We start from the raw sequence: 17,244 nt of genomic DNA on the forward strand, positions 1-17,244 counted from the left end.
CTTGGACCATTTCCAGATCAGAGACGGCGAACTCTACGCCGAAGACGTTCCGCTTTCGCGCATTGCGCAGGAAGTCGGCACCCCCGTCTACGTCTATTCGCGCGCCACGTTCGAGCGCCATGCGAGGGTGTTCAAAGAGGCACTGAGCGGACTGGAGAAATCTGCCCACCTCGCCTTTGCGGTGAAAAGTAATCCCAACCTTGCGGTGCTCAAATTGCTCAGCCGTGAAGGCTATGGTGCGGATGTGGTGTCCGGCGGGGAACTTTCCCGTGCTTTACTGGCGGGCATGCCGGCCGAAGACATTGTGTTTTCCGGCGTTGGCAAGACTGATGCCGAGTTGGTGCAGGGGCTCGATGCCGGCATTGGCCAGTTCAACATTGAATCGGGAGAGGAAGGCCGCGAGCTCGCCGCCATCGCCGCCGCTCGCGGGCAAGTTGCGCGCTGCGCACTGCGAGTGAACCCCGATGTCGATGCAGGAACGCATGACAAGATTTCGACCGGTAAGGCGGACAACAAGTTCGGTGTTCCGATTGACCGTGCGCCTGAACTGTTCGCAGAGCTTTCGGCATTGCCGGGGCTCGAACTGCGCGGACTCGCGGTACATATCGGTAGCCAGTTGTCCGAGCTGACCCCGCTGGAAACAGCGTTCGACAAGTTGGGCAAGATGCTCGCGCGGCTGCGGGCTGAAGGCCATACGATTACGCATATGGACCTGGGCGGCGGCCTTGGTGTCCCCTACCGTAAGGGCGAAAGCCCGCCTTCTCCGGCGGAGTACGGCGCTATGGTCGCCCGGGTCACAAAGCAGTGGGGAGTTACCCTGATGTTCGAGCCGGGGCGTGTGATCGCCGGTAATGCCGGCGTGCTGTTGACCCGAGTGATCCGTGTGAAGCGCGGGCTGAACCACCCGTTCGTGATTGTCGATGCGGCGATGAACGATCTTGCGCGGCCCGCGCTGTACGGTGCGTGGCACGATTTCGATGCGGTGAAGCCTTCGGGCGAGCGGATGATGGCGAATATCGTCGGTCCGATCTGCGAGACGGGTGACACCTTCGCCATGGACCGCGAGACCGATGGGCTTGCCTCGGGTGATCTAGCGGTGTTCCGCACGGCAGGTGCCTACGGCGCGACGATGGCGAGCAGCTACAACTCGCGCGGGTTTGTGGCGGAAGTGATGGTCGACGGTGCGGACTTCGCCGTGGTTGCCGATCGCATTCTGCCAGGCGCTATCGCCGATGCCGAACGTGTACCGGACTTTCTGCTCGACTAGGCCATGAAGTCGCTCCCACTCTTCCATCAGATTGCCGGCAAGCCGGTGATTGTGCTGGGCGAGGGTGAAATGGCAGAACCCAAGCGTCGGCTGGTCGAACGCGCCGGGGCCGTAGTCATTACCGATATGCAGCAAGGGATCGACGAAGGCGCGCGTGTCGCGTTCGTTGCGCACGATGATGCGGCCATGTGCGAGGCGGATGCGATCCGCCTGCGTTGTGCCGGGTTGCTGGTCAATGTCGTGGACCGTCCCGACCTTTGTGACTTTACCACCCCCAGCATTCTCGACCGCGATCCGGTGTTGGTTGCGGTGGGGACGGGAGGTGCCTCGGCCGGTCTTGCCAAGCAGCTTCGGCTGCGGCTGGAAAGGCTCCTGCCCCACGATCTGGGCAAGCTCGCCGAGAGACTGTTTGCTGCACGCGATGCGATCAAGGCGCGCTTTCCGGTGATGGTTGATCGCCGCCGCGCTCTGGACGATGCGATGCAGGAAGGCGGCCCGCTTGATCCCTTGCGGGAGGGTGGAGAAGACGGCGTCGAAAGCTGGCTTGATAGCGCAGAGGATAGCGAAGCATCGCAGGTGATCGAGTTTGTCCTACGGAGCGATGATCCTGATGATCTGACAATCCGGCAAGCACGATTGCTTGGCAGTGCCGACGCGGTGATCGCCATGCCCGGTATTCCCGACTCGATACTATCACGGGCGCGTGCTGACGCCGTGCGACTATCCCATCCGTATGAAGGGCCAAATCCGGATGGTCTGGTTATCGTTCTAAGACATTGATTATGGTATAATACATAACAATTACAATAATTTAATTTCATTCTGATCCATCGGGACGCCACAGTCTTTCCACGGATCGGCACAGTGCTGATCCAGCATTTGGAGTGACTAGGATGAAATTACCGAAGATCGATCTGGCAAGCCTGCCAGACCTTCCGAATCTGACCGGAATGTTTGGCTCGACGACCCCTACAGGGACGGGACCTGACGATACGATCATCGTGCTTGCGACGATGGTTTATGACCTGTCTCCACCCGCCCCTCCGGGACTGTTCTGAGCGCCGGGCCGGCTGATGGAACGCAATTCATTTATCGCGGCGTTGCGGAGTGATCGTTCTCCGCAACGCCAGGCCCAGGGGGCCATAGCACAGGCACATCTGGCATGGTTGGCTGAGTCCGGTGTGCGTGATCTGATGGCGGACCTGAAACGCTATGGTGCGGGGGCGCCGCTGGAAAACTGTTTTGTTCTGGAGACGCTATTCACCGGCACTGGCGAGGCCGAGCGCGTTCTCGATCTGCTGCAAGCGCATTATTGCTCGGCAATCCGTGCCAACCCCATCGCGCATCCGCCTTTTCGCAACGGATTTGATGGCAGGGCTAGTTCCTTGCAACTGGCGCGGGTGGGCCGAGCGCAACTCATGCTGCAAGCGCGCGAGCCAGGCGAATTCACATCGGAAAGTTATGGCTTTTCCGATGGCACGCGGTTCGAGGCTGTTGTCGCGGGCAAGGCCGAGGCGCGCATCATCCGTGCTCATCGCTTTGGCGATTCTGCGATGCAGTTCGAAACCCAGCGGGTATCGATGAACGGAGGCGAACGCCTTACGCTCGACCTGTCGAGCGAAGCCCTCGTGATCGACAAGGTCGAACAGAGGCTGGTTATCCTCCGGCTGATTCGCACTGCGGCTGAACCGGAACCTACACGCGAATATTGCGCGCAATCGCGTGAACTGCTGCACCAGAGTGCGGGTTTGATCTCCACCAGTCGCCAGGAAGCGATCATCGCCTTGCTTGGCCGGATGGGGCGCACGGACGCAGCGCCGGAAATGGCGCGTATTGCGCTGGCAGAAAGCGACCTGTCGCTCCGCTGGCAGGCACTGCGTGAGTGTCTCGCGCTCGATAGCGAGGTGGGCTTTTGCACCCTAGCGCGGATCGCGCGCGATGGTCAGGATCCGCTTTCCGCCGCTGCTGGTGCGCTGCGAGCGCAGCTTCTCGAACAATATCCCGAATTTGCACAGGTGGAGGCGCAGCAATGCCCCGCGTAATTGACTATTCTGACGACACCAGCTGCTCGCTGGGTGACTGCATCGAAGCGCTCGAAGCAAATGGGTTTGAGCCGCGCGAAAAGGAAAGCCTGCTGCACGCTGCCGCATGGCTGCGAAAGCTCGGCAACAACCGCGATTTTCTAGCCGACATGCTCGTTGATGAGCTTAAGCAGGGTGTCAAAGCGGCCGAGGAGGCCAGTGACTACGGCCCGCAAGTTATCATGCTTTCCGGCCTTGGCGGTGACTATTACATGCGCGCCAACTTCTGGCCGAGTGTGGATGAACACATGTTTCGCGCCAGCGGCACGGCGGCGTTTTCCTACGAATTGCCGCACGATCACAATTTCGATTTTCTCACGCTTGGCTATTTCGGCCCGGGTTACTCTTCCGACTACTACGAGTACGATTACGACAAGGTGCTCGGTGCCATCGGAGAGAAGGCGGGGTTGCGCTTCATCGAGCGGGCGACGCTCAGCCCCGGCAAGCTGATGCATTACCGCGCGCACCTTGATGTGCATTCGCAATTGCCGCCCGAAAGCCTCTCGATCTCGATCAACATCATGCACGCAAGCGGCGCGCAGGGCTGGCTCGACCAATATCGCTTCGATGTCGAGAAAGACGAGATTTCAGGCGTGATCAGCCCTGGCGGCAGCGAAATCTTCCTCCGCGTGGCGGTGGGGCTGGGGGGCGAAGAGGCGCGTGATCTGGCGCACCACTTCGCCGGGTCGCATCCCAGCCACCGCATGCGGCTGACGGCGCTCGAAGCGCAAGCGGGTGTGCTTGGTCTGGCCGAGCGTGATGAGCTGTGGCGCCGGGCAGAAGGTTCGGGTAGCCGGCTCGTGGCGATAGAAGCTACGCGCAAACGGCGGGAACTGGAGCTCGTTTAAAGAATCCCGCCCGCCAGCCGGTCGATCGCGCCTTGCAGGATTACCGCCGCCGCGTGGCTGTCGATCCGCTCGGCGCGTTTGGCGCGGCTGAAATCCTGTGCGATCAGATCACGCTCTGCACTGGTGGTGGACCAGCGTTCGTCCCACAACAGAATTGGCAGATCGAGAACCGCGAGGTTGCGGGCGAAGCTGCGGCTCGCCTGCGCGCGCGGTCCGGAACTGCCGTCCATGTTGAGCGGCAGCCCGATGACCACGCCTTTCACGCCGCGTTCTGTGCAAATCGCCTCCAGCGCCGCCTTGTCGCGTGCGAACTTGCCTTTGGGCAGGGTCTTGCCCGCAGTGGCGAAGCTCCACCCCGCATCGCAGGTCGCCACGCCAATGGTCTTCGTGCCCAGGTCTATGCCGAGCAGCACGCCGCCATTGGGCAAGGCATTGCGGAACTCGGCCGCATTCTCGGTAATCAAGACGTTGGCTGCCACGCGCTCACCCGCCGCACCACATCCTGCTTCACGTTCTGCCAGAACAAAGGAATGTCATAGACGTGGTAATTGTTGCCCGGCAGCACGTACTGGCCGAGCTCGGGCGGATTGCCGATCATCAGCAGGCCATTATCCGCGCAGTTCGCCGGAACCGATCGCGGGACGAGTGTTCCGGTCGAGAGATCGTCCGAAGGCACCAGCGTGCCAAGGTTGTACTCGGCATCCGCGCTGCCGCCCATCAGGCCGGTGATCGGATTGACGCAAAGGATCGGTGCTTCGCCGCGTGCTTCGCCGTCGAGACCCGGCAGCTCGGCATAGCGGCGCAGGAACTGGCCGGGTTCGGCAGGCTCGGCGAAGCTCGCCCAGCTGGCTACGCAGCCTGATTGATCGGCTGTGGCACATGCGGGCAGGCCAAGGCTGGGAAGATCGTGCTCGATACTGATCGGCCAGCCGACGGGATAGGCCATAGCGATGCGGGATTGCAGATCGGTTCCGGCAATCCGATCCTGCAGCAAGCGGGTAACAAGATAGCCGCCCTGGCTATGCCCGGCGAGGACAATAGGCATGTCTGCCGGAACGCTGTCGAGGAAGAAGGTGAATGCCGCATCGATATCAGCATAGGCTGCATCGAGTGCCTGCTGCGCCTGCGGGTCCACGGTGATGAAAGCGCCGAATGTTGCCTGGCGATAGCGCGGCACCCAGATTTCGCTCGCCTGGTTGAAAGCGCTCGCCATACCACGCACCATCAACCGCGCGCGGTTCTGCGATTCTTCGTCCTCAAGCGGGGCGTTCCACTGGCGGCTATCGAAATAGCTTGTGGGATGGACGAAGAAGACAGCGAAGCGGGGCGGTTCAGCAACAGGCCGCAGGTCAGACGGGAGCGTTTCTCCTTCAACAGTGGTCGCTGGCGGTTCGTCGGCGGCGGCGGTCTCTGCGCTTTCGCCGTCCGCTCCCTCGAACAGAGGTTGCCAGCGCGCCGGATCGTTCTGCGCGCCCTTGCCCGGGCGGCTGAACCACATGTCCGGGTCCTGATAGGCGTTGAGCTCGAGCGGGTCCTGCTCGACGAATTCCGCGTCAGGCACAAAGGTTAGCTCGGTCAGTTCCTCTCCGAAGGTGCGGAGCGCGAACATGCCGGCGATAAAGAGCACGATCAGAAAGGTGACAAGGTAGAGGAACTTACGCAGGGTCTGTCTCCAGTGAATCAATCTCGTTTTGGCGCGCGGCTTCGTCTTCAGCATCGTTTGCCGCGGCTCTTTGTTCCAGCGCCACCTTGATCATGGCGAGCAGCGGGTCGGCAAGGAAGAGGCCGAGTATACCGAACAGGATACCCATGATGAGCTGGAATGCGAGGACGAGGGCAGGGGCAAGGTCTACCGTTTTGCGCGCGATCATCGGGACGACGAAGTAGCCATCGATGTTCTGTACGAAGAAGTAGACGAAGATCGTATAGATGCCCATCTGCGCGCCGCCGGAAAAACCCACCAGCACCATCAGCACACCTGAAATAATCGCGCCGATATTGGGGACGAAGGCAAGCAGTCCGGTGAGGAGAGCGAGCAATGCGGCCATCGGAATAACATCGCCCGTCACCCATCCGTAACCCGCCAGCATGATATAGGTGAACACGCCTTCCACTACCATGCCGAGGAAGCGGCCCGCCATCAGGCGGCGCATGGTGTAGCCCATCTTGCTCGCGGTGACGTAAAACTCTTGCCGCCGGTGCTTGGGTAGCATCCAGGCGACGCCGCGTTCGTACAGTTGTGGCTCGAGCGCGAAGTAGATGCCGATGATAGAGATGAGTACGAGTGTTGTCAGCCCACCCAGAAGGCCGCCCAGTGCCCGCGTTACGGTGCCGAAACCGCTGGCTGCCTGGCTCGCCATCGCCTGCACGCTGTCGAGGCTGATTTCGAAACCCTGCTCGCGCATCCATGCAAACAGGCGCCGCGCTTGTTCTTCAACGATCGCCGGGAATTCGGCGGCTTCCTGCGAAATTTCCGATCCGGCAAAGATGCTCAGCCATAGGAGAAACACCGCCGAAACGATCAGGACAATGGCAAAGCGCCAGAGTCTGCCGATCGGAAGCACGCGGCCGAGCAATCGCGCCGCGCCATCAATAATCGAGGCGAAGACCATTGCCCCGAAGATCACCAGCAGGCTTTGTGAAATGTAGACGGCAAGCGCGACCAGACCGACAATCGAAACCCAGATCAGCGCGCGCCATGCCTCGAACCGCAATTCCGGACTGGAAATGCGCGTGGGGCTCGCGCCGATATCGGATGCGTTGTCGCTATCGATCATTCGTCTTGCGCACCTCGCAATTCGGGGCGGAGCGGTTCCCAAGCGCGTTCACCGCGCAAAGCGCCCCACCAGGTCAGCGGGTTGTAGCTGGAAGTGCCGTCGAGGGAAAATGTGATGATCTCGGCGCGACCGCCAACGCTGGTCAACGGGACCGGGCCACCAAGCCCGTTGCCGCCTTCACGTGCCGACGGGGCGCGACTGTCGGACGAGTGATCGCGATTGTCTCCCATCAGGAAAACATGCCCTTCGGGTACCTCAACCGGGTCCATGTTGTCATACCGCTGATCGAGATGATCGATGATCACGTAGCTCGCCCCGTTGGGCAGTGTCTCGCGGTAGGTCGGCGGTTCGTAGACCTGAGTCCCGTCTTCCAGCGTCACCCGGTATTGATCGAAATTATAGAGACACGGTGTGCCCTCGCAAAGGTTGTCATTCTCTGCCGGGATACGAACTGCAGGTTCGACCTCCTGCGGTACGGGCTCTCCGTTCAGAATGATCTGCCCGTTCACCATCGCGATCGTATCACCGGGCAGGCCGACCACGCGTTTGATGTAATCCTGACTGTCTTCTGGCGGGACGGCGATCACAATGTCGCCGTACTCGGGTGTGGCAGGAGCAATGCGCCAGTCGCTGCGCGGCAGCACGTGGAAGCTCGCCGAGACCCAGCTCCAGCCATAGGGATATTTGGTCACGATCAGCCGGTCACCTACCATCAGGTTGGGCACCATGCTGGCAGAGGGGATGTAGAACGGCTTGGCAATGAAGGTGTGGAACATCAGCACCACCAGCAGCATCAGCGCAAGGCCGCGCAGTTCTGTCCACCAGTTGATCGGCTCTTCGGTCTTTTTGTTGTCGCTCATGGCGGGAATTTCTATGCCTTCGGGTGCGCTTCCAGGATCACAAAGGCTTGAGCCCATGGGTGATCGTCTGTGAGAGTGAGATGAACGACCACTTCGTGGCCGTTGGGCGTCAGCTCGTCCAGCCGTGCCTTTGCCCCGCCCGTTAGCGCGAGTGTCGGTGCACCGGAAGGGGCATTCACCACACCTATGTCCTTCATGAACACGCCGCGCTTGAAGCCAGTACCCACGGCCTTGCTGAATGCCTCTTTCGCAGCGAAACGCTTGGCATAAGTGCCCGCCTGAGTGTGCGGACGCCGCGCCGCCTTGGCGTTCTCAATGTCGGTAAAGCTGCGCTGCTTGAAGCGGTCACCCCAGCGGTCGAGCGAATTCTGGATGCGCTCGATATTGCAGAGGTCGGAGCCGAGACCGATGATCATCGCGCCAGATCCATCAGCTCGCGCATCTTCAGCACGGCTGGCTCTAGCCCGTCGAAAATAGCCTCACCGATCAAGTAGTGACCGATATTGAGTTCAGCGAGCTGCGGGATGGCGGCGATGGGCTGGACATTGTCGTATGTCAGACCGTGACCTGCATGCGGCTCGATCCCGTTCTTCGCGGCGAGAGCGGACATATCCGTAATACGCTTCAGTTCGCTCGCGACCTTCGCGTTATCGCCATCGAGAGCGGCGTGGGCATATTCGCCCGTGTGGAATTCCACGACAGGCACTGCCAATTGCAACGCCGCATCGAGCTGGCGCTCGCTCGCTTCGATAAACAGCGACACACGGATGCCCGCGTCCTTCAGCTGACCTACGATAGGGGCGAGGTGGTTGTGCTGGCCTGCCGCGTCCAGGCCACCCTCGGTCGTGCGCTCCTCGCGCTTTTCGGGAACAATGCACGCCGCGTGCGGCTGGTGGGCGAGGGCGATGGCGAGCATCTCGTCGGTCGCGGCCATTTCCAGGTTGAGCGGCAGATCGGTCGCGTCCTGAATGCGCTTCAAATCGTCGTCACGGATATGGCGGCGATCTTCGCGCAGGTGGGCAGTGATCCCGTCACCTCCGCAGCGCGCCACGATCTCCGCCGCGCGGACCGGATCGGGATGATCACCACCGCGCGCGTTGCGGATCGTCGCAACGTGATCGATGTTCACTCCAAGGCGGAGGTAGCGGCTCACTTTACTTGCGGCTCCCGGGCTTGGTGATTTCGATAGCGGCCAGTTCGGCGGGAATTTCATCCTCGGCATAGGTCGGGAAGTCGATATCGATCAGCGGGAAGAAGGGCACGCCCAGATCGGCCGTGCCGTTACTGCGGTCGACCAGCGACACTTCGGCCAGCACTTCGCCGCCTTCTCGCGCCACGGCTTCGATAGCTTCCCGGCTGGAAAGGCCGGTGGTGACCACGTCCTCTACCATCAGCACCTTGGCACCCGGCTCCAGCGCGAAACCGCGGCGCAGGTGAAAGGTACCATCTGGCCGTTCAAGGAACATGGCATCGAGGTTGAGTGCGCGGCCCATTTCCTGGCCGATGATGATGCCGCCCATCGCAGGAGAGACCACGGCATCTAGCGAGTCGAGGATCTCACCGGGGATTTTTTCCGCCAATGCCTCTGCGAGTCTGGCGGCGCGATGCGGGTTCATCAGCACGCGCGCACATTGCAGGTAATGGCCGCTGTGGCGACCGGAAGAAAGCTTGAAATGCCCTTCCAGCAGGGCGCCGCTGGCGCGGAATTCATCGAGTACTTCATCCTGATTCATGTGGGCAAACCTGCATATCGGGCGCAAAAACAAGAGGTCTTGGACCAAGGGCCGCATGGACCCTGTCGAAAAAAGTCCCTAGAGCCGCTTGAGGCATGGGGCAAGCATGCGTATAGGCGCGCTCAAGACAGCCCTATCAGGTCGAGAAGGCTGTTAGCCCGGGATAAAAATTGGAAAGCAACTCCGCTATGATTTTTGGCGACATCGCCCGTAAGAAGCTGTCCTTTCTGGCCCTGCTGGCCGCAGCTCTTTCCTTCGTAATTGTGCCGCAGAGCAGCTTCGCACAGGACGCTACGACCTCGGTGGACGAGTCGGTTGCCGAGAGCCAGAGCGTGGCTGACGGCGAAGTAGTGATGGAAACGGACTCGTCCGCGTTCGAACATTTCGGGCCGGAAATGATCAAGGGCCAGCCGACGTCTTATGAAGACGACGCTTGGGCTTCGATGAACTTTCAGGAGCAATACACCGACAACGGCAACTATGCGCTCGGAATGCACGACAAGCTGCTGATGCCGATCATTACCGTGATCAGCCTGTTTGTGCTCGGCCTGCTGCTGTGGGTCGTTGCAAAGTACCGTAAGGGCGCCAATCCGGTCCCATCCAAGACCAGTCACAACACGCTGATCGAAGTCATCTGGACTGTCGTGCCGGTTATCATCCTGGTGGTAATCGCCGTGCCGTCGATCACGCTGATCGCGCGCCAGTATGCTGCGCCGCCGGCAGAAGCCATCACCATCAAGGCTAACGGCTACCAGTGGTACTGGGGCTACGAATACGTCGATAACGGTGGCTTCGAAGTCATCTCGAACATGCTGGACGAATCCGCTTCGCTGGATGCCGGTGAGCCATACCAGCTCGCTGTCGACAACCGTATGGTTGTTCCGGTTGGCGTTCCGATCCGTTTGCAGACGTTTGGTGCAGACGTGATCCACTCGTTCGGTATTCCGTCGCTGTGGTTCAAGCTGGACGCTGTGCCGGGCCGCATCAACGAGAAGATCCTCACCATCAATGAGGAAGGCATCTATTACGGCCAGTGCATGGAGCTTTGCGGCGCACGTCACGGCTATATGCCCATCGCCATCGAAGCGCGCAGCATGGAAGATTACAACGCCTGGGTGCAAGCGCAGGGCGGAATGACGCTTGAGCAAATTGCAGACGAAGCAGCGGCAGCGGCTGCTGCGGAAGCGGCAGAAGAAGATGCCGAAAGTGCAGAAGATGCTGCCGAAGCCGGTGATACAGAAGGCGAAGCCGAGGCGGAAGCCGCCGAAGCAGATGCTGCCGAAGCTGACGCTGCCTGATCCGAATTAACGAATTAAAAGCATAGAGTAAGGTTCACGAGAATGGCCACCACTGCTGAAGGTTTTGACACCCACAACGGGGATCACGCGCACCATGATGCCGATCACAAGCCCGGCTTCTTCGCGCGTTGGTTCATGTCGACCAACCACAAGGACATCGGTACGCTGTACCTGATCTTCGCGATTGTCGCGGGTATCGTGGGCGGCGCCATTTCGGGCGGTATGCGCCTGGAGTTGGCCGAACCTGGTGTGCAATGGCTCGGCACCTTCGTCGGCTGGCTTGGCGGCGATCCCCTGTCGTTCGACCAACAGGGCCACATGTGGAACGTGCTGATCACCGCGCACGGCCTGATCATGGTGTTCTTCATGGTCATGCCCGCCATGATCGGCGGTTTCGGCAACTGGTTTGTCCCGCTGATGATCGGCGCGCCGGACATGGCCTTCCCGCGCATGAACAACATCTCGTTCTGGCTGACCGTTGCGGGCTTCTGCTCGCTACTGTTCTCCATGTTTGTGCCCGGCGGCATCGGCATGGGCGCAGGTGTTGGCTGGACGGTCTACGCACCGCTTTCAACCAGCGGATCGGTCGGGCCGGCGACGGACTTTGCGATCTTCTCGCTCCACTTGGCTGGCGCGGGCTCTATTCTTGGCGCGACCAACTTCATCACCACCATCTTCAACATGCGCGCGCCGGGCATGACCCTGCACAAGATGCCGCTGTTCGTGTGGTCGGTGCTGGTTACTGCATTCCTGCTGCTGCTGGCACTTCCGGTGCTGGCCGCTGCTATCACCATGCTGCTGACCGATCGTAACTTCGGCACGACCTTCTTCGATGCTGCTGGCGGTGGTGACCCGATCCTTTACCAGCACCTGTTCTGGTTCTTCGGACACCCCGAAGTCTACATCATGATCCTGCCGGGCTTCGGCATGATCTCGCAGATTGTCGCGACCTTCAGCCGCAAGCCAGTGTTCGGCTACCTCGGCATGGCTTACGCGATGGTTGCCATCGGCGTGGTCGGCTTCATCGTGTGGGCGCACCACATGTACACCGTTGGCCTCAGTGTGAATACGAAGATGTACTTCACTGCAGCAACGATGGTGATTGCGGTGCCGACCGGCATCAAAATCTTCAGCTGGATCGCTACCATGTGGGGCGGCTCCATCACCTTCAAATCGCCGATGGTTTGGGCGATGGGCTTCATCTTCCTGTTCACCGTTGGTGGTGTGACGGGTGTTGTCCTCGCCAATGGCGGTGTCGACGATAACCTGCACGACACATATTATGTTGTGGCGCACTTCCACTACGTGCTGTCGATGGGTGCGGTGTTCTCGATGTTTGCCGGCTGGTACTACTGGTTCCCGAAAATGTCTGGCCGCTGGCACAGCGAATTTCTTGCCCACCTGCACTTCTGGGTGTTCTTCATCGGTGTGAACGTGGTGTTCTTCCCGATGCACTTCCTGGGTGTTCAGGGCATGGCGCGTCGCTATCCCGATTTCACCGCTGCCTTTGCGCACTGGAACTGGGTGGCGAGTGTTGGCTATGTCATCGTGCTCGCATCGGTGGCGATCTTCTTCATCAACATGATCTACGCTTTCGTGGCAGGTCGTCGTGCGGAAGATAACTACTGGGGCGAGGGTGCCACCACTCTCGAGTGGAGCCTTTCCAGCCCGCCGCCGTACCACCAGTTCGAAACGCTGCCGGTGATCGAAGACCACCACAGCGCGGATGATCACATCAGTTCGAAATCGGCGACGGCCTAACCGCCTGCCTCTCGGCTGAGTACAACCAATCGGGAGGGGGCGCGCCGGAAACGGGGCGCCCCTTCGCACACAGACAAGAAGCCATGAATACCGCACCAACCGCCGCCGAAACGCTTGAACAGGAAGCGCTTGTCGCCACCCCTGTTCCTGCGCGCATGCCGGCGGAGTGGCGCGATTTCTTTGCGCTGACCAAGCCCAAGGTCATGCGGCTGGTCGTGTTCACCGCGCTGTGCGGCCTGCTGGCTGCACCCGGCTCGATCCATCCGGTAATCGGATTCACCGCCATCTTGTGCATCACGCTGGCGGCTGGCGGCGCGGGTGCGCTCAATATGTGGTGGGAAGCCGATATCGATGCGAAGATGAAACGCACGCAGGGCCGACCTCTGCCGCAGGGCAAGGTTCAGCCGACCGATGCGCGCGACTTCGGCCTGCTGCTTTCGGGCATGAGCGTGATGGTGATGGGCCTTGCGGTCCACTGGCTCGCGGCCGGCTTCCTTGCCTTCTCGATCTTCTTCTACGTGGTGATCTACACCATGTGGCTGAAACCACGCACGCCGCAGAACATCGTTATCGGAGGGGCAGCCGGTGCCTTCCCGCCGCTGATCGGCTGGATCGCGGTGACGGGCGAGATCACCTGGATGCCGGTGCTGCTGTTTGCGATTATCTTCATGTGGACCCCGCCGCATTTCTGGGCGCTCGCGCTGTGGGCGAAGCCCGATTATGCTGCGGCGAACTTGCCGATGATGCCCAACGTTGCCGGTGAAACATCCACCCGCCGCCAGAGCCTTGCCTATTCCGTACTGCTGCTGCCGCTGAGCGTCACGCCGTGGCTGATCGGCGGAACGGGTGCGATTTACGGAATCTCGGCGCTTGTCCTTTCAAGCATCTTCCTCGCGCTTACCGTGCCCGTTGGCCTGCGTAGCAGTGTGGAGGGGGACAAGATGAAGCCGGAGAAGAAGCTTTTCGCTTTCTCCATCCTCTATCTCTTCGTGCTGTTTGGCGCGTTAGTTGTTGATCGCATGGTGCTGGCATGACCCCGGAAGAAGAGCAGGAATTCAAACGTCGTCGCAAATCGCGCAACCTTGTGCTCGGCCTCGTGCTGCTGGGCATGGTGGTCCTGTTCTACGCCATCACGATCGTAAGGATCGGTGCGCAATGACTACGGCTACCGCTACCCTCGAGAATCGCAATCGCCGCACCATGATCATGGCGTTTGCCGGAGCGCTGGCCATGCTCGGCCTGGGTTTCGCCGCGGTCCCGCTCTATGACCTGTTCTGCCGGGTCACCGGTTTCGGCGGCACCACGCAGGTGGCAACGCAGGCAGAGGCTGATGCCGCTGCGGCGCTCGCTAGCGGAGAAGCCTATTCGATTCGCTTCGACGCCAACACCGCGCGCGGCATGCCGTGGACGTTCAAGCCCGTACAGGTGACCGATGTCGTCACCGTGGGTGAACGGGATATGGCTTTCTACACAGCCCGCAATAACAGCGCTGTTCCGGTAACAGGGACCGCGACTTTCAATGTCGAGCCCGAAGCAGCGGGACGTTATTTCTCCAAGATCCAGTGCTTCTGCTTTACCGAGCAGACATTGCAGCCGGGCGAAGAGATCCGCATGCCGGTTCTCTACTATGTCGATCCGGCAGCTCTTGATGACCCTGACATGCAGGGTGTCGAGCAGATTACGCTCAGTTACACTTTCCACCGCGCACCCGAACAACCCGAAACGCAATAACAACCAAGCTTACCCACTGGACCCGCGAATGATGCGGGTTTAAGGGCTTTTGAAACCCAAGGATCAGGACACAATTATGGCCGGCGCCAAGAACCACGATTATCACATTCTCGATCCCGACATCTGGCCGCTGATCGGTGCGTTTTCCGCGCTGACCTTCACCACGGGCATGGTGTTCTTCATGCACGAAATGGCTGGGTGGCAAGCGATCCTCGGCGTGGGCGTCGCTGGCCTTATCGCCACCTTCTTTGGCTGGTTCTCCAAGGTGGTGAACGAAGCCGAGGGCGGTGATCACACGCCGGTGGTGCAACTGCACATGCGCTACGGCATGATCCTGTTCATCGCATCGGAAGTGATGTTTTTCGTCGGCTGGTTCTGGGCATTCTTCGATTTCGCCCTGTTTCCTGCTCCGCTGCGTGAGGCAGCGGAAAACGTATGGCAGAACATGGTCGGTCAGGAAGGCGCAGCCTTGCTTGCGCAGTTCCCGCCCGAAGGCGTGGAAGTGCTCGATCCGTTCAGTCTTCCGCTGCTCAACACGCTGATCCTGTTGTGCTCGGGCACCACGGTTACATGGGCGCACCACGCGCTGATCAATGGTGATCGTGACGGTCTGAAGAAGGGTCTGTGGTTGACCATTGCGCTGGGCGTGCTGTTTACCTGCATCCAGGCTTACGAATATGCCCACGCGCCGTTCGGCTTTGGTGGCAACACCTACAGCTCGGCCTTCTACATGGCGACAGGCTTCCACGGCTTCCACGTTTTGGTCGGCACGATCTTCCTGATCGTCTGCCTCGTGCGTAGCTACAAGGGTCACTTCACCCCGCGCCAGCACTTCGGTTTCGAAGCAGCTGCGTGGTATTGGCACTTCGTTGACGTGGTGTGGCTGTTCCTCTTCATCGCCGTCTATATCTGGGGTGGCTGGGGTGCGCCGGTTGCCCACTAGGTAAACGCGTGACGGACGACCGCCACGAAACGAAAGGGCAGCCTGCCACTGGTAGCGCTGCCCTTTTCGCATCCTGCCCGCGTTGCGGAGCAAAGACGCTGTTCGCGGGGCCGGTGAAATTCGCCGAGCGCTGTGAAACGTGCGGACTCGATTTCGCCAAGTTCAACGTGGGTGACGGCCCTGCCGCGTTCCTCACCATGATTGTTGGCGCCTTCGTTGTCGTACTCGCATTGTGGCTGCAATTGAGTCTGGAGCCGCCGTGGTGGGTGCATGTCCTGCTGTGGGTCCCGCTGATAATTGGCGGAGTGGTCCTGGGTCTGCGCCTGACCAAAGGCTGGCTGCTCAGTACCGAATACCGGCGGCGCGCCGAAGAGCATCGGCATGAAGTGAGTGACAGCGAATGAGTACCCGCAAGATCCCGATCATTCCTACAATCGTGGTGGTGGCAGCCGCCGCCGTGATGGTCGCGCTTGGGATGTGGCAGTTGGGTAGGGCGGATGAGAAAGAGGTGCTAATTGCGCGGTATGAGGCTGCATCGCAGCTGCCGCCAGCAGAGCTAACCAATTTGCGTGACGCCGAAGATCTGCTTTTTCGCCGTGTCAGTGTGGATTGCACAAATGCAGATCGTTGGGAGGCGGTTGCCGGAAGAAGCCTCTCAGGCCAGACTGGCTATGTTCATCGCTATTGGTGTCTAGGGCAATCGGTGCGTCGCCACGAGCATGGCGGGAATGGGCATCTCAATCTTTTTGCCACCATTGGTTGGTCGCGAGCGCCGCAAGATCCAGTGTGGGAAGGTGGGACGCTTGAAGGCGTACTCGCGCCGTTAGGAGATAACTTCAAACTGGTCTCGGACTCTGGGCTGGCTGACCTTGAGACTGCGGCGGTTCCAGACCCATCAGACATGCCCAACAACCATCTCGCCTACGCAGGGCAGTGGTTCTTCTTCGCGCTCACCGCGCTGCTGATCTACGGCTTTGCGCTCCGCCGCAGGTGGCGTGATCAGGGTTGACTATTTGTACAGCCCCTCGCGCAGATTGATGCCGTATTCCATCCAGGCTTTCATTGCGCACACCATCTGAGACCAGCCCATGCAATTGCCATAGGAACCACGCCGCGCAGCGTCGGTGTTGCGCCAGCCTTCCTCGGCAATTTCCACCAGAGTGCCGCCTTCGACCTCCTTGAAAGTCATAGTCACCGTTGTGTTGTAATCGGCCTCCGCGCCTTCATCATGCGCTTCCGCACTATCGACATTGGGCGGCTCGCTCTCATAGGCGGGCCATTCCAGCACAATGCGCTCGTTCGGGACGACTTCGATTACCTGGACTTCGAAAGCGCCGGGGTAGTCGTGGAATTCCCACATCACCGTGGCGCCTTCTTCGAGCCGGCCTTTCGCGCCTCCCGTAGTGAAATAGGCGGAGAGCTTGTCCGGATCGGCCACGGCTTCGAACACCTCTTCCACCGGCTTGGAAATGCGTCCGGCGACGCGAAACTTGATATCCACCGCGAGTCTCCCTCTTGAACCAGAGTAAAATATGTTATAAAAACATAACATGTCAACCGAGGACGATATTGATCTGGTTTTCAAGGCGCTCGCAAACCAGGTGCGCAGGTCAATCTGTGACGAGCTGCGCAAGCGTCCGCTCACCACTGGCCAGCTCGCCAGCTGCTTTCCTGAAATAGACCGTACAACCGTGATCATGCACCTTCGCGTGCTGGAGAAGGCGGGCCTGGTTGTGCCGGTGCGCAAAGGGCGCGAGCGCTTCAACTATCTCGATGCCATGCCGATACAGGCTCTCCACGAACGGTGGATCGGTCCTCATGCAGAACGGGCTGCAAGCGGCTTGCTTCAACTGAAAACCGAACTCGAAGGCGAAGCGGAAGTCGCAGTCGAGGAACAATAGCTTGCTTGCGGGGCGAGAGGTGCGCCGCTAACCCGCCTTTCGAT

The 17,244-nt window shown here is 60.2% G+C and carries 22 protein-coding genes; 14 read left to right on the plus strand and 8 right to left on the minus strand.

The genetic code is table 11. The features are described from left to right. The first annotated feature begins 1 nt into the window (after position 1). From lysA to OOZ52_RS08885, 5 genes are all read left to right on the plus strand, one after another. The gene (lysA, locus tag OOZ52_RS08865; protein WP_274698148.1) at positions 2 to 1,267 is read left to right on the plus strand and encodes a diaminopimelate decarboxylase; all 1,266 of its coding nucleotides are present in this window, start codon (positions 2 to 4) and stop codon (positions 1,265 to 1,267) included. A 3-nt stretch (positions 1,268 to 1,270) separates the two neighbouring features. Then, the gene (locus OOZ52_RS08870) at positions 1,271 to 2,047 is read left to right on the plus strand and encodes a precorrin-2 dehydrogenase/sirohydrochlorin ferrochelatase family protein (RefSeq protein WP_274698149.1); all 777 of its coding nucleotides are present in this window, start codon (positions 1,271 to 1,273) and stop codon (positions 2,045 to 2,047) included. Positions 2,048 to 2,160: 113 nt separating this feature from the next. Further along, positions 2,161 to 2,325 carry a hypothetical protein gene (locus OOZ52_RS08875; protein WP_274698150.1) on the plus strand — a complete coding sequence of 55 codons (165 nt, stop codon included), beginning with the start codon at positions 2,161 to 2,163 and terminating at the stop codon, positions 2,323 to 2,325. Positions 2,326 to 2,340: 15 nt separating this feature from the next. Continuing rightward, positions 2,341 to 3,309 (plus strand): hypothetical protein, encoded by a 969-nt coding sequence (locus tag OOZ52_RS08880; RefSeq protein ID WP_274698151.1) that lies wholly within the window; start codon positions 2,341 to 2,343, stop codon positions 3,307 to 3,309. Continuing rightward, positions 3,297 to 4,196 (plus strand): transposase, encoded by a 900-nt coding sequence (locus tag OOZ52_RS08885; RefSeq protein ID WP_274698152.1) that lies wholly within the window; start codon positions 3,297 to 3,299, stop codon positions 4,194 to 4,196. Before OOZ52_RS08880 ends, OOZ52_RS08885 begins: the two co-directional genes overlap by 13 nt. Here the strand turns inward: OOZ52_RS08885 and ruvX are convergent. The 7 genes from ruvX to pyrE are packed head-to-tail and all read right to left on the minus strand — an operon-like array spanning position 4,193 to position 9,566. Beyond that, positions 4,193 to 4,675 carry a Holliday junction resolvase RuvX gene (gene ruvX / locus OOZ52_RS08890; RefSeq protein ID WP_274698153.1) on the minus strand — a complete coding sequence of 161 codons (483 nt, stop codon included), beginning with the start codon at positions 4,673 to 4,675 and terminating at the stop codon, positions 4,193 to 4,195. The genes OOZ52_RS08885 and ruvX overlap by 4 nt on opposite strands. Next, positions 4,657 to 5,880, minus strand: a complete 1,224-nt coding sequence (locus tag OOZ52_RS08895; RefSeq protein ID WP_342454947.1) for a DUF3089 domain-containing protein — start codon at positions 5,878 to 5,880, stop codon at positions 4,657 to 4,659. Before OOZ52_RS08895 ends, ruvX begins: the two co-directional genes overlap by 19 nt. Continuing rightward, entirely contained in the window at positions 5,852 to 6,973 is a 1,122-nt protein-coding gene (locus tag OOZ52_RS08900) for an AI-2E family transporter (RefSeq protein ID WP_274698154.1), read from the minus strand. Before OOZ52_RS08900 ends, OOZ52_RS08895 begins: the two co-directional genes overlap by 29 nt. Further along, positions 6,970 to 7,833 (minus strand): signal peptidase I, encoded by an 864-nt coding sequence (gene lepB, locus OOZ52_RS08905; RefSeq protein WP_274698155.1) that lies wholly within the window; start codon positions 7,831 to 7,833, stop codon positions 6,970 to 6,972. Before lepB ends, OOZ52_RS08900 begins: the two co-directional genes overlap by 4 nt. Before the next feature lie 11 nt (positions 7,834 to 7,844). Further along, positions 7,845 to 8,249, minus strand: coding sequence for a holo-ACP synthase (acpS, locus tag OOZ52_RS08910; protein ID WP_274698156.1), 405 nt, complete (start codon positions 8,247 to 8,249; stop codon positions 7,845 to 7,847). Then, the gene (locus OOZ52_RS08915; RefSeq protein ID WP_274698157.1) at positions 8,246 to 8,986 is read right to left on the minus strand and encodes a pyridoxine 5'-phosphate synthase; all 741 of its coding nucleotides are present in this window, start codon (positions 8,984 to 8,986) and stop codon (positions 8,246 to 8,248) included. The genes acpS and OOZ52_RS08915 overlap by 4 nt, the downstream gene beginning before the upstream one ends. 1 nt (position 8,987) lies before the next feature. Next, the gene (gene pyrE / locus OOZ52_RS08920; RefSeq protein WP_274698158.1) at positions 8,988 to 9,566 is read right to left on the minus strand and encodes an orotate phosphoribosyltransferase; all 579 of its coding nucleotides are present in this window, start codon (positions 9,564 to 9,566) and stop codon (positions 8,988 to 8,990) included. A 188-nt stretch (positions 9,567 to 9,754) separates the two neighbouring features. Between pyrE and coxB the strand changes: the two genes are divergently transcribed. The 8 genes from coxB to OOZ52_RS08960 all read left to right on the plus strand — a co-directional run bounded on the left by coxB (position 9,755) and on the right by OOZ52_RS08960 (position 16,308). Further along, entirely contained in the window at positions 9,755 to 10,864 is a 1,110-nt protein-coding gene (gene coxB, locus OOZ52_RS08925) for a cytochrome c oxidase subunit II (protein ID WP_274698159.1), read from the plus strand. A gap of 42 nt (positions 10,865 to 10,906) precedes the next feature. Then, positions 10,907 to 12,625, plus strand: coding sequence for a cytochrome c oxidase subunit I (ctaD, locus tag OOZ52_RS08930; protein WP_274698160.1), 1,719 nt, complete (start codon positions 10,907 to 10,909; stop codon positions 12,623 to 12,625). An 83-nt stretch (positions 12,626 to 12,708) separates the two neighbouring features. Further along, positions 12,709 to 13,659 (plus strand): heme o synthase, encoded by a 951-nt coding sequence (locus tag OOZ52_RS08935; protein ID WP_274698161.1) that lies wholly within the window; start codon positions 12,709 to 12,711, stop codon positions 13,657 to 13,659. Next, entirely contained in the window at positions 13,656 to 13,784 is a 129-nt protein-coding gene (locus tag OOZ52_RS08940; RefSeq protein WP_274698162.1) for a hypothetical protein, read from the plus strand. The genes OOZ52_RS08935 and OOZ52_RS08940 overlap by 4 nt, the downstream gene beginning before the upstream one ends. Then, on the plus strand, positions 13,781 to 14,356 hold the full coding sequence (locus OOZ52_RS08945; protein WP_274698163.1) for a cytochrome c oxidase assembly protein: 576 nt from the start codon (positions 13,781 to 13,783) through the stop codon (positions 14,354 to 14,356). The genes OOZ52_RS08940 and OOZ52_RS08945 overlap by 4 nt, the downstream gene beginning before the upstream one ends. A 76-nt stretch (positions 14,357 to 14,432) precedes the next feature. Next, complete coding sequence (locus tag OOZ52_RS08950; RefSeq protein ID WP_274698164.1) at positions 14,433 to 15,299, plus strand: cytochrome c oxidase subunit 3; 867 nt, start codon at positions 14,433 to 14,435, stop codon at positions 15,297 to 15,299. Between the two features lie 8 nt (positions 15,300 to 15,307). After that, positions 15,308 to 15,703, plus strand: a complete 396-nt coding sequence (locus OOZ52_RS08955) for a DUF983 domain-containing protein (RefSeq protein WP_274698165.1) — start codon at positions 15,308 to 15,310, stop codon at positions 15,701 to 15,703. Beyond that, positions 15,700 to 16,308 (plus strand): SURF1 family protein, encoded by a 609-nt coding sequence (locus tag OOZ52_RS08960; RefSeq protein WP_274698166.1) that lies wholly within the window; start codon positions 15,700 to 15,702, stop codon positions 16,306 to 16,308. Before OOZ52_RS08955 ends, OOZ52_RS08960 begins: the two co-directional genes overlap by 4 nt. On the opposite strand, the gene OOZ52_RS08965 is transcribed toward OOZ52_RS08960, so the two are convergent. Beyond that, a complete protein-coding gene (locus tag OOZ52_RS08965) occupies positions 16,309 to 16,800 on the minus strand; it encodes an SRPBCC domain-containing protein (protein WP_274698167.1) in 492 nt (163 codons plus the stop codon). Between the two features lie 49 nt (positions 16,801 to 16,849). Between OOZ52_RS08965 and OOZ52_RS08970 the strand changes: the two genes are divergently transcribed. Further along, entirely contained in the window at positions 16,850 to 17,200 is a 351-nt protein-coding gene (locus tag OOZ52_RS08970; RefSeq protein WP_274698168.1) for an ArsR/SmtB family transcription factor, read from the plus strand. Positions 17,201 to 17,244 lie beyond the last annotated feature (44 nt).

Source organism: Aurantiacibacter sp. D1-12 (assembly GCF_028858515.1).
In the GTDB taxonomy this organism is placed as follows: Bacteria; Pseudomonadota; Alphaproteobacteria; order Sphingomonadales; family Sphingomonadaceae; genus Alteraurantiacibacter.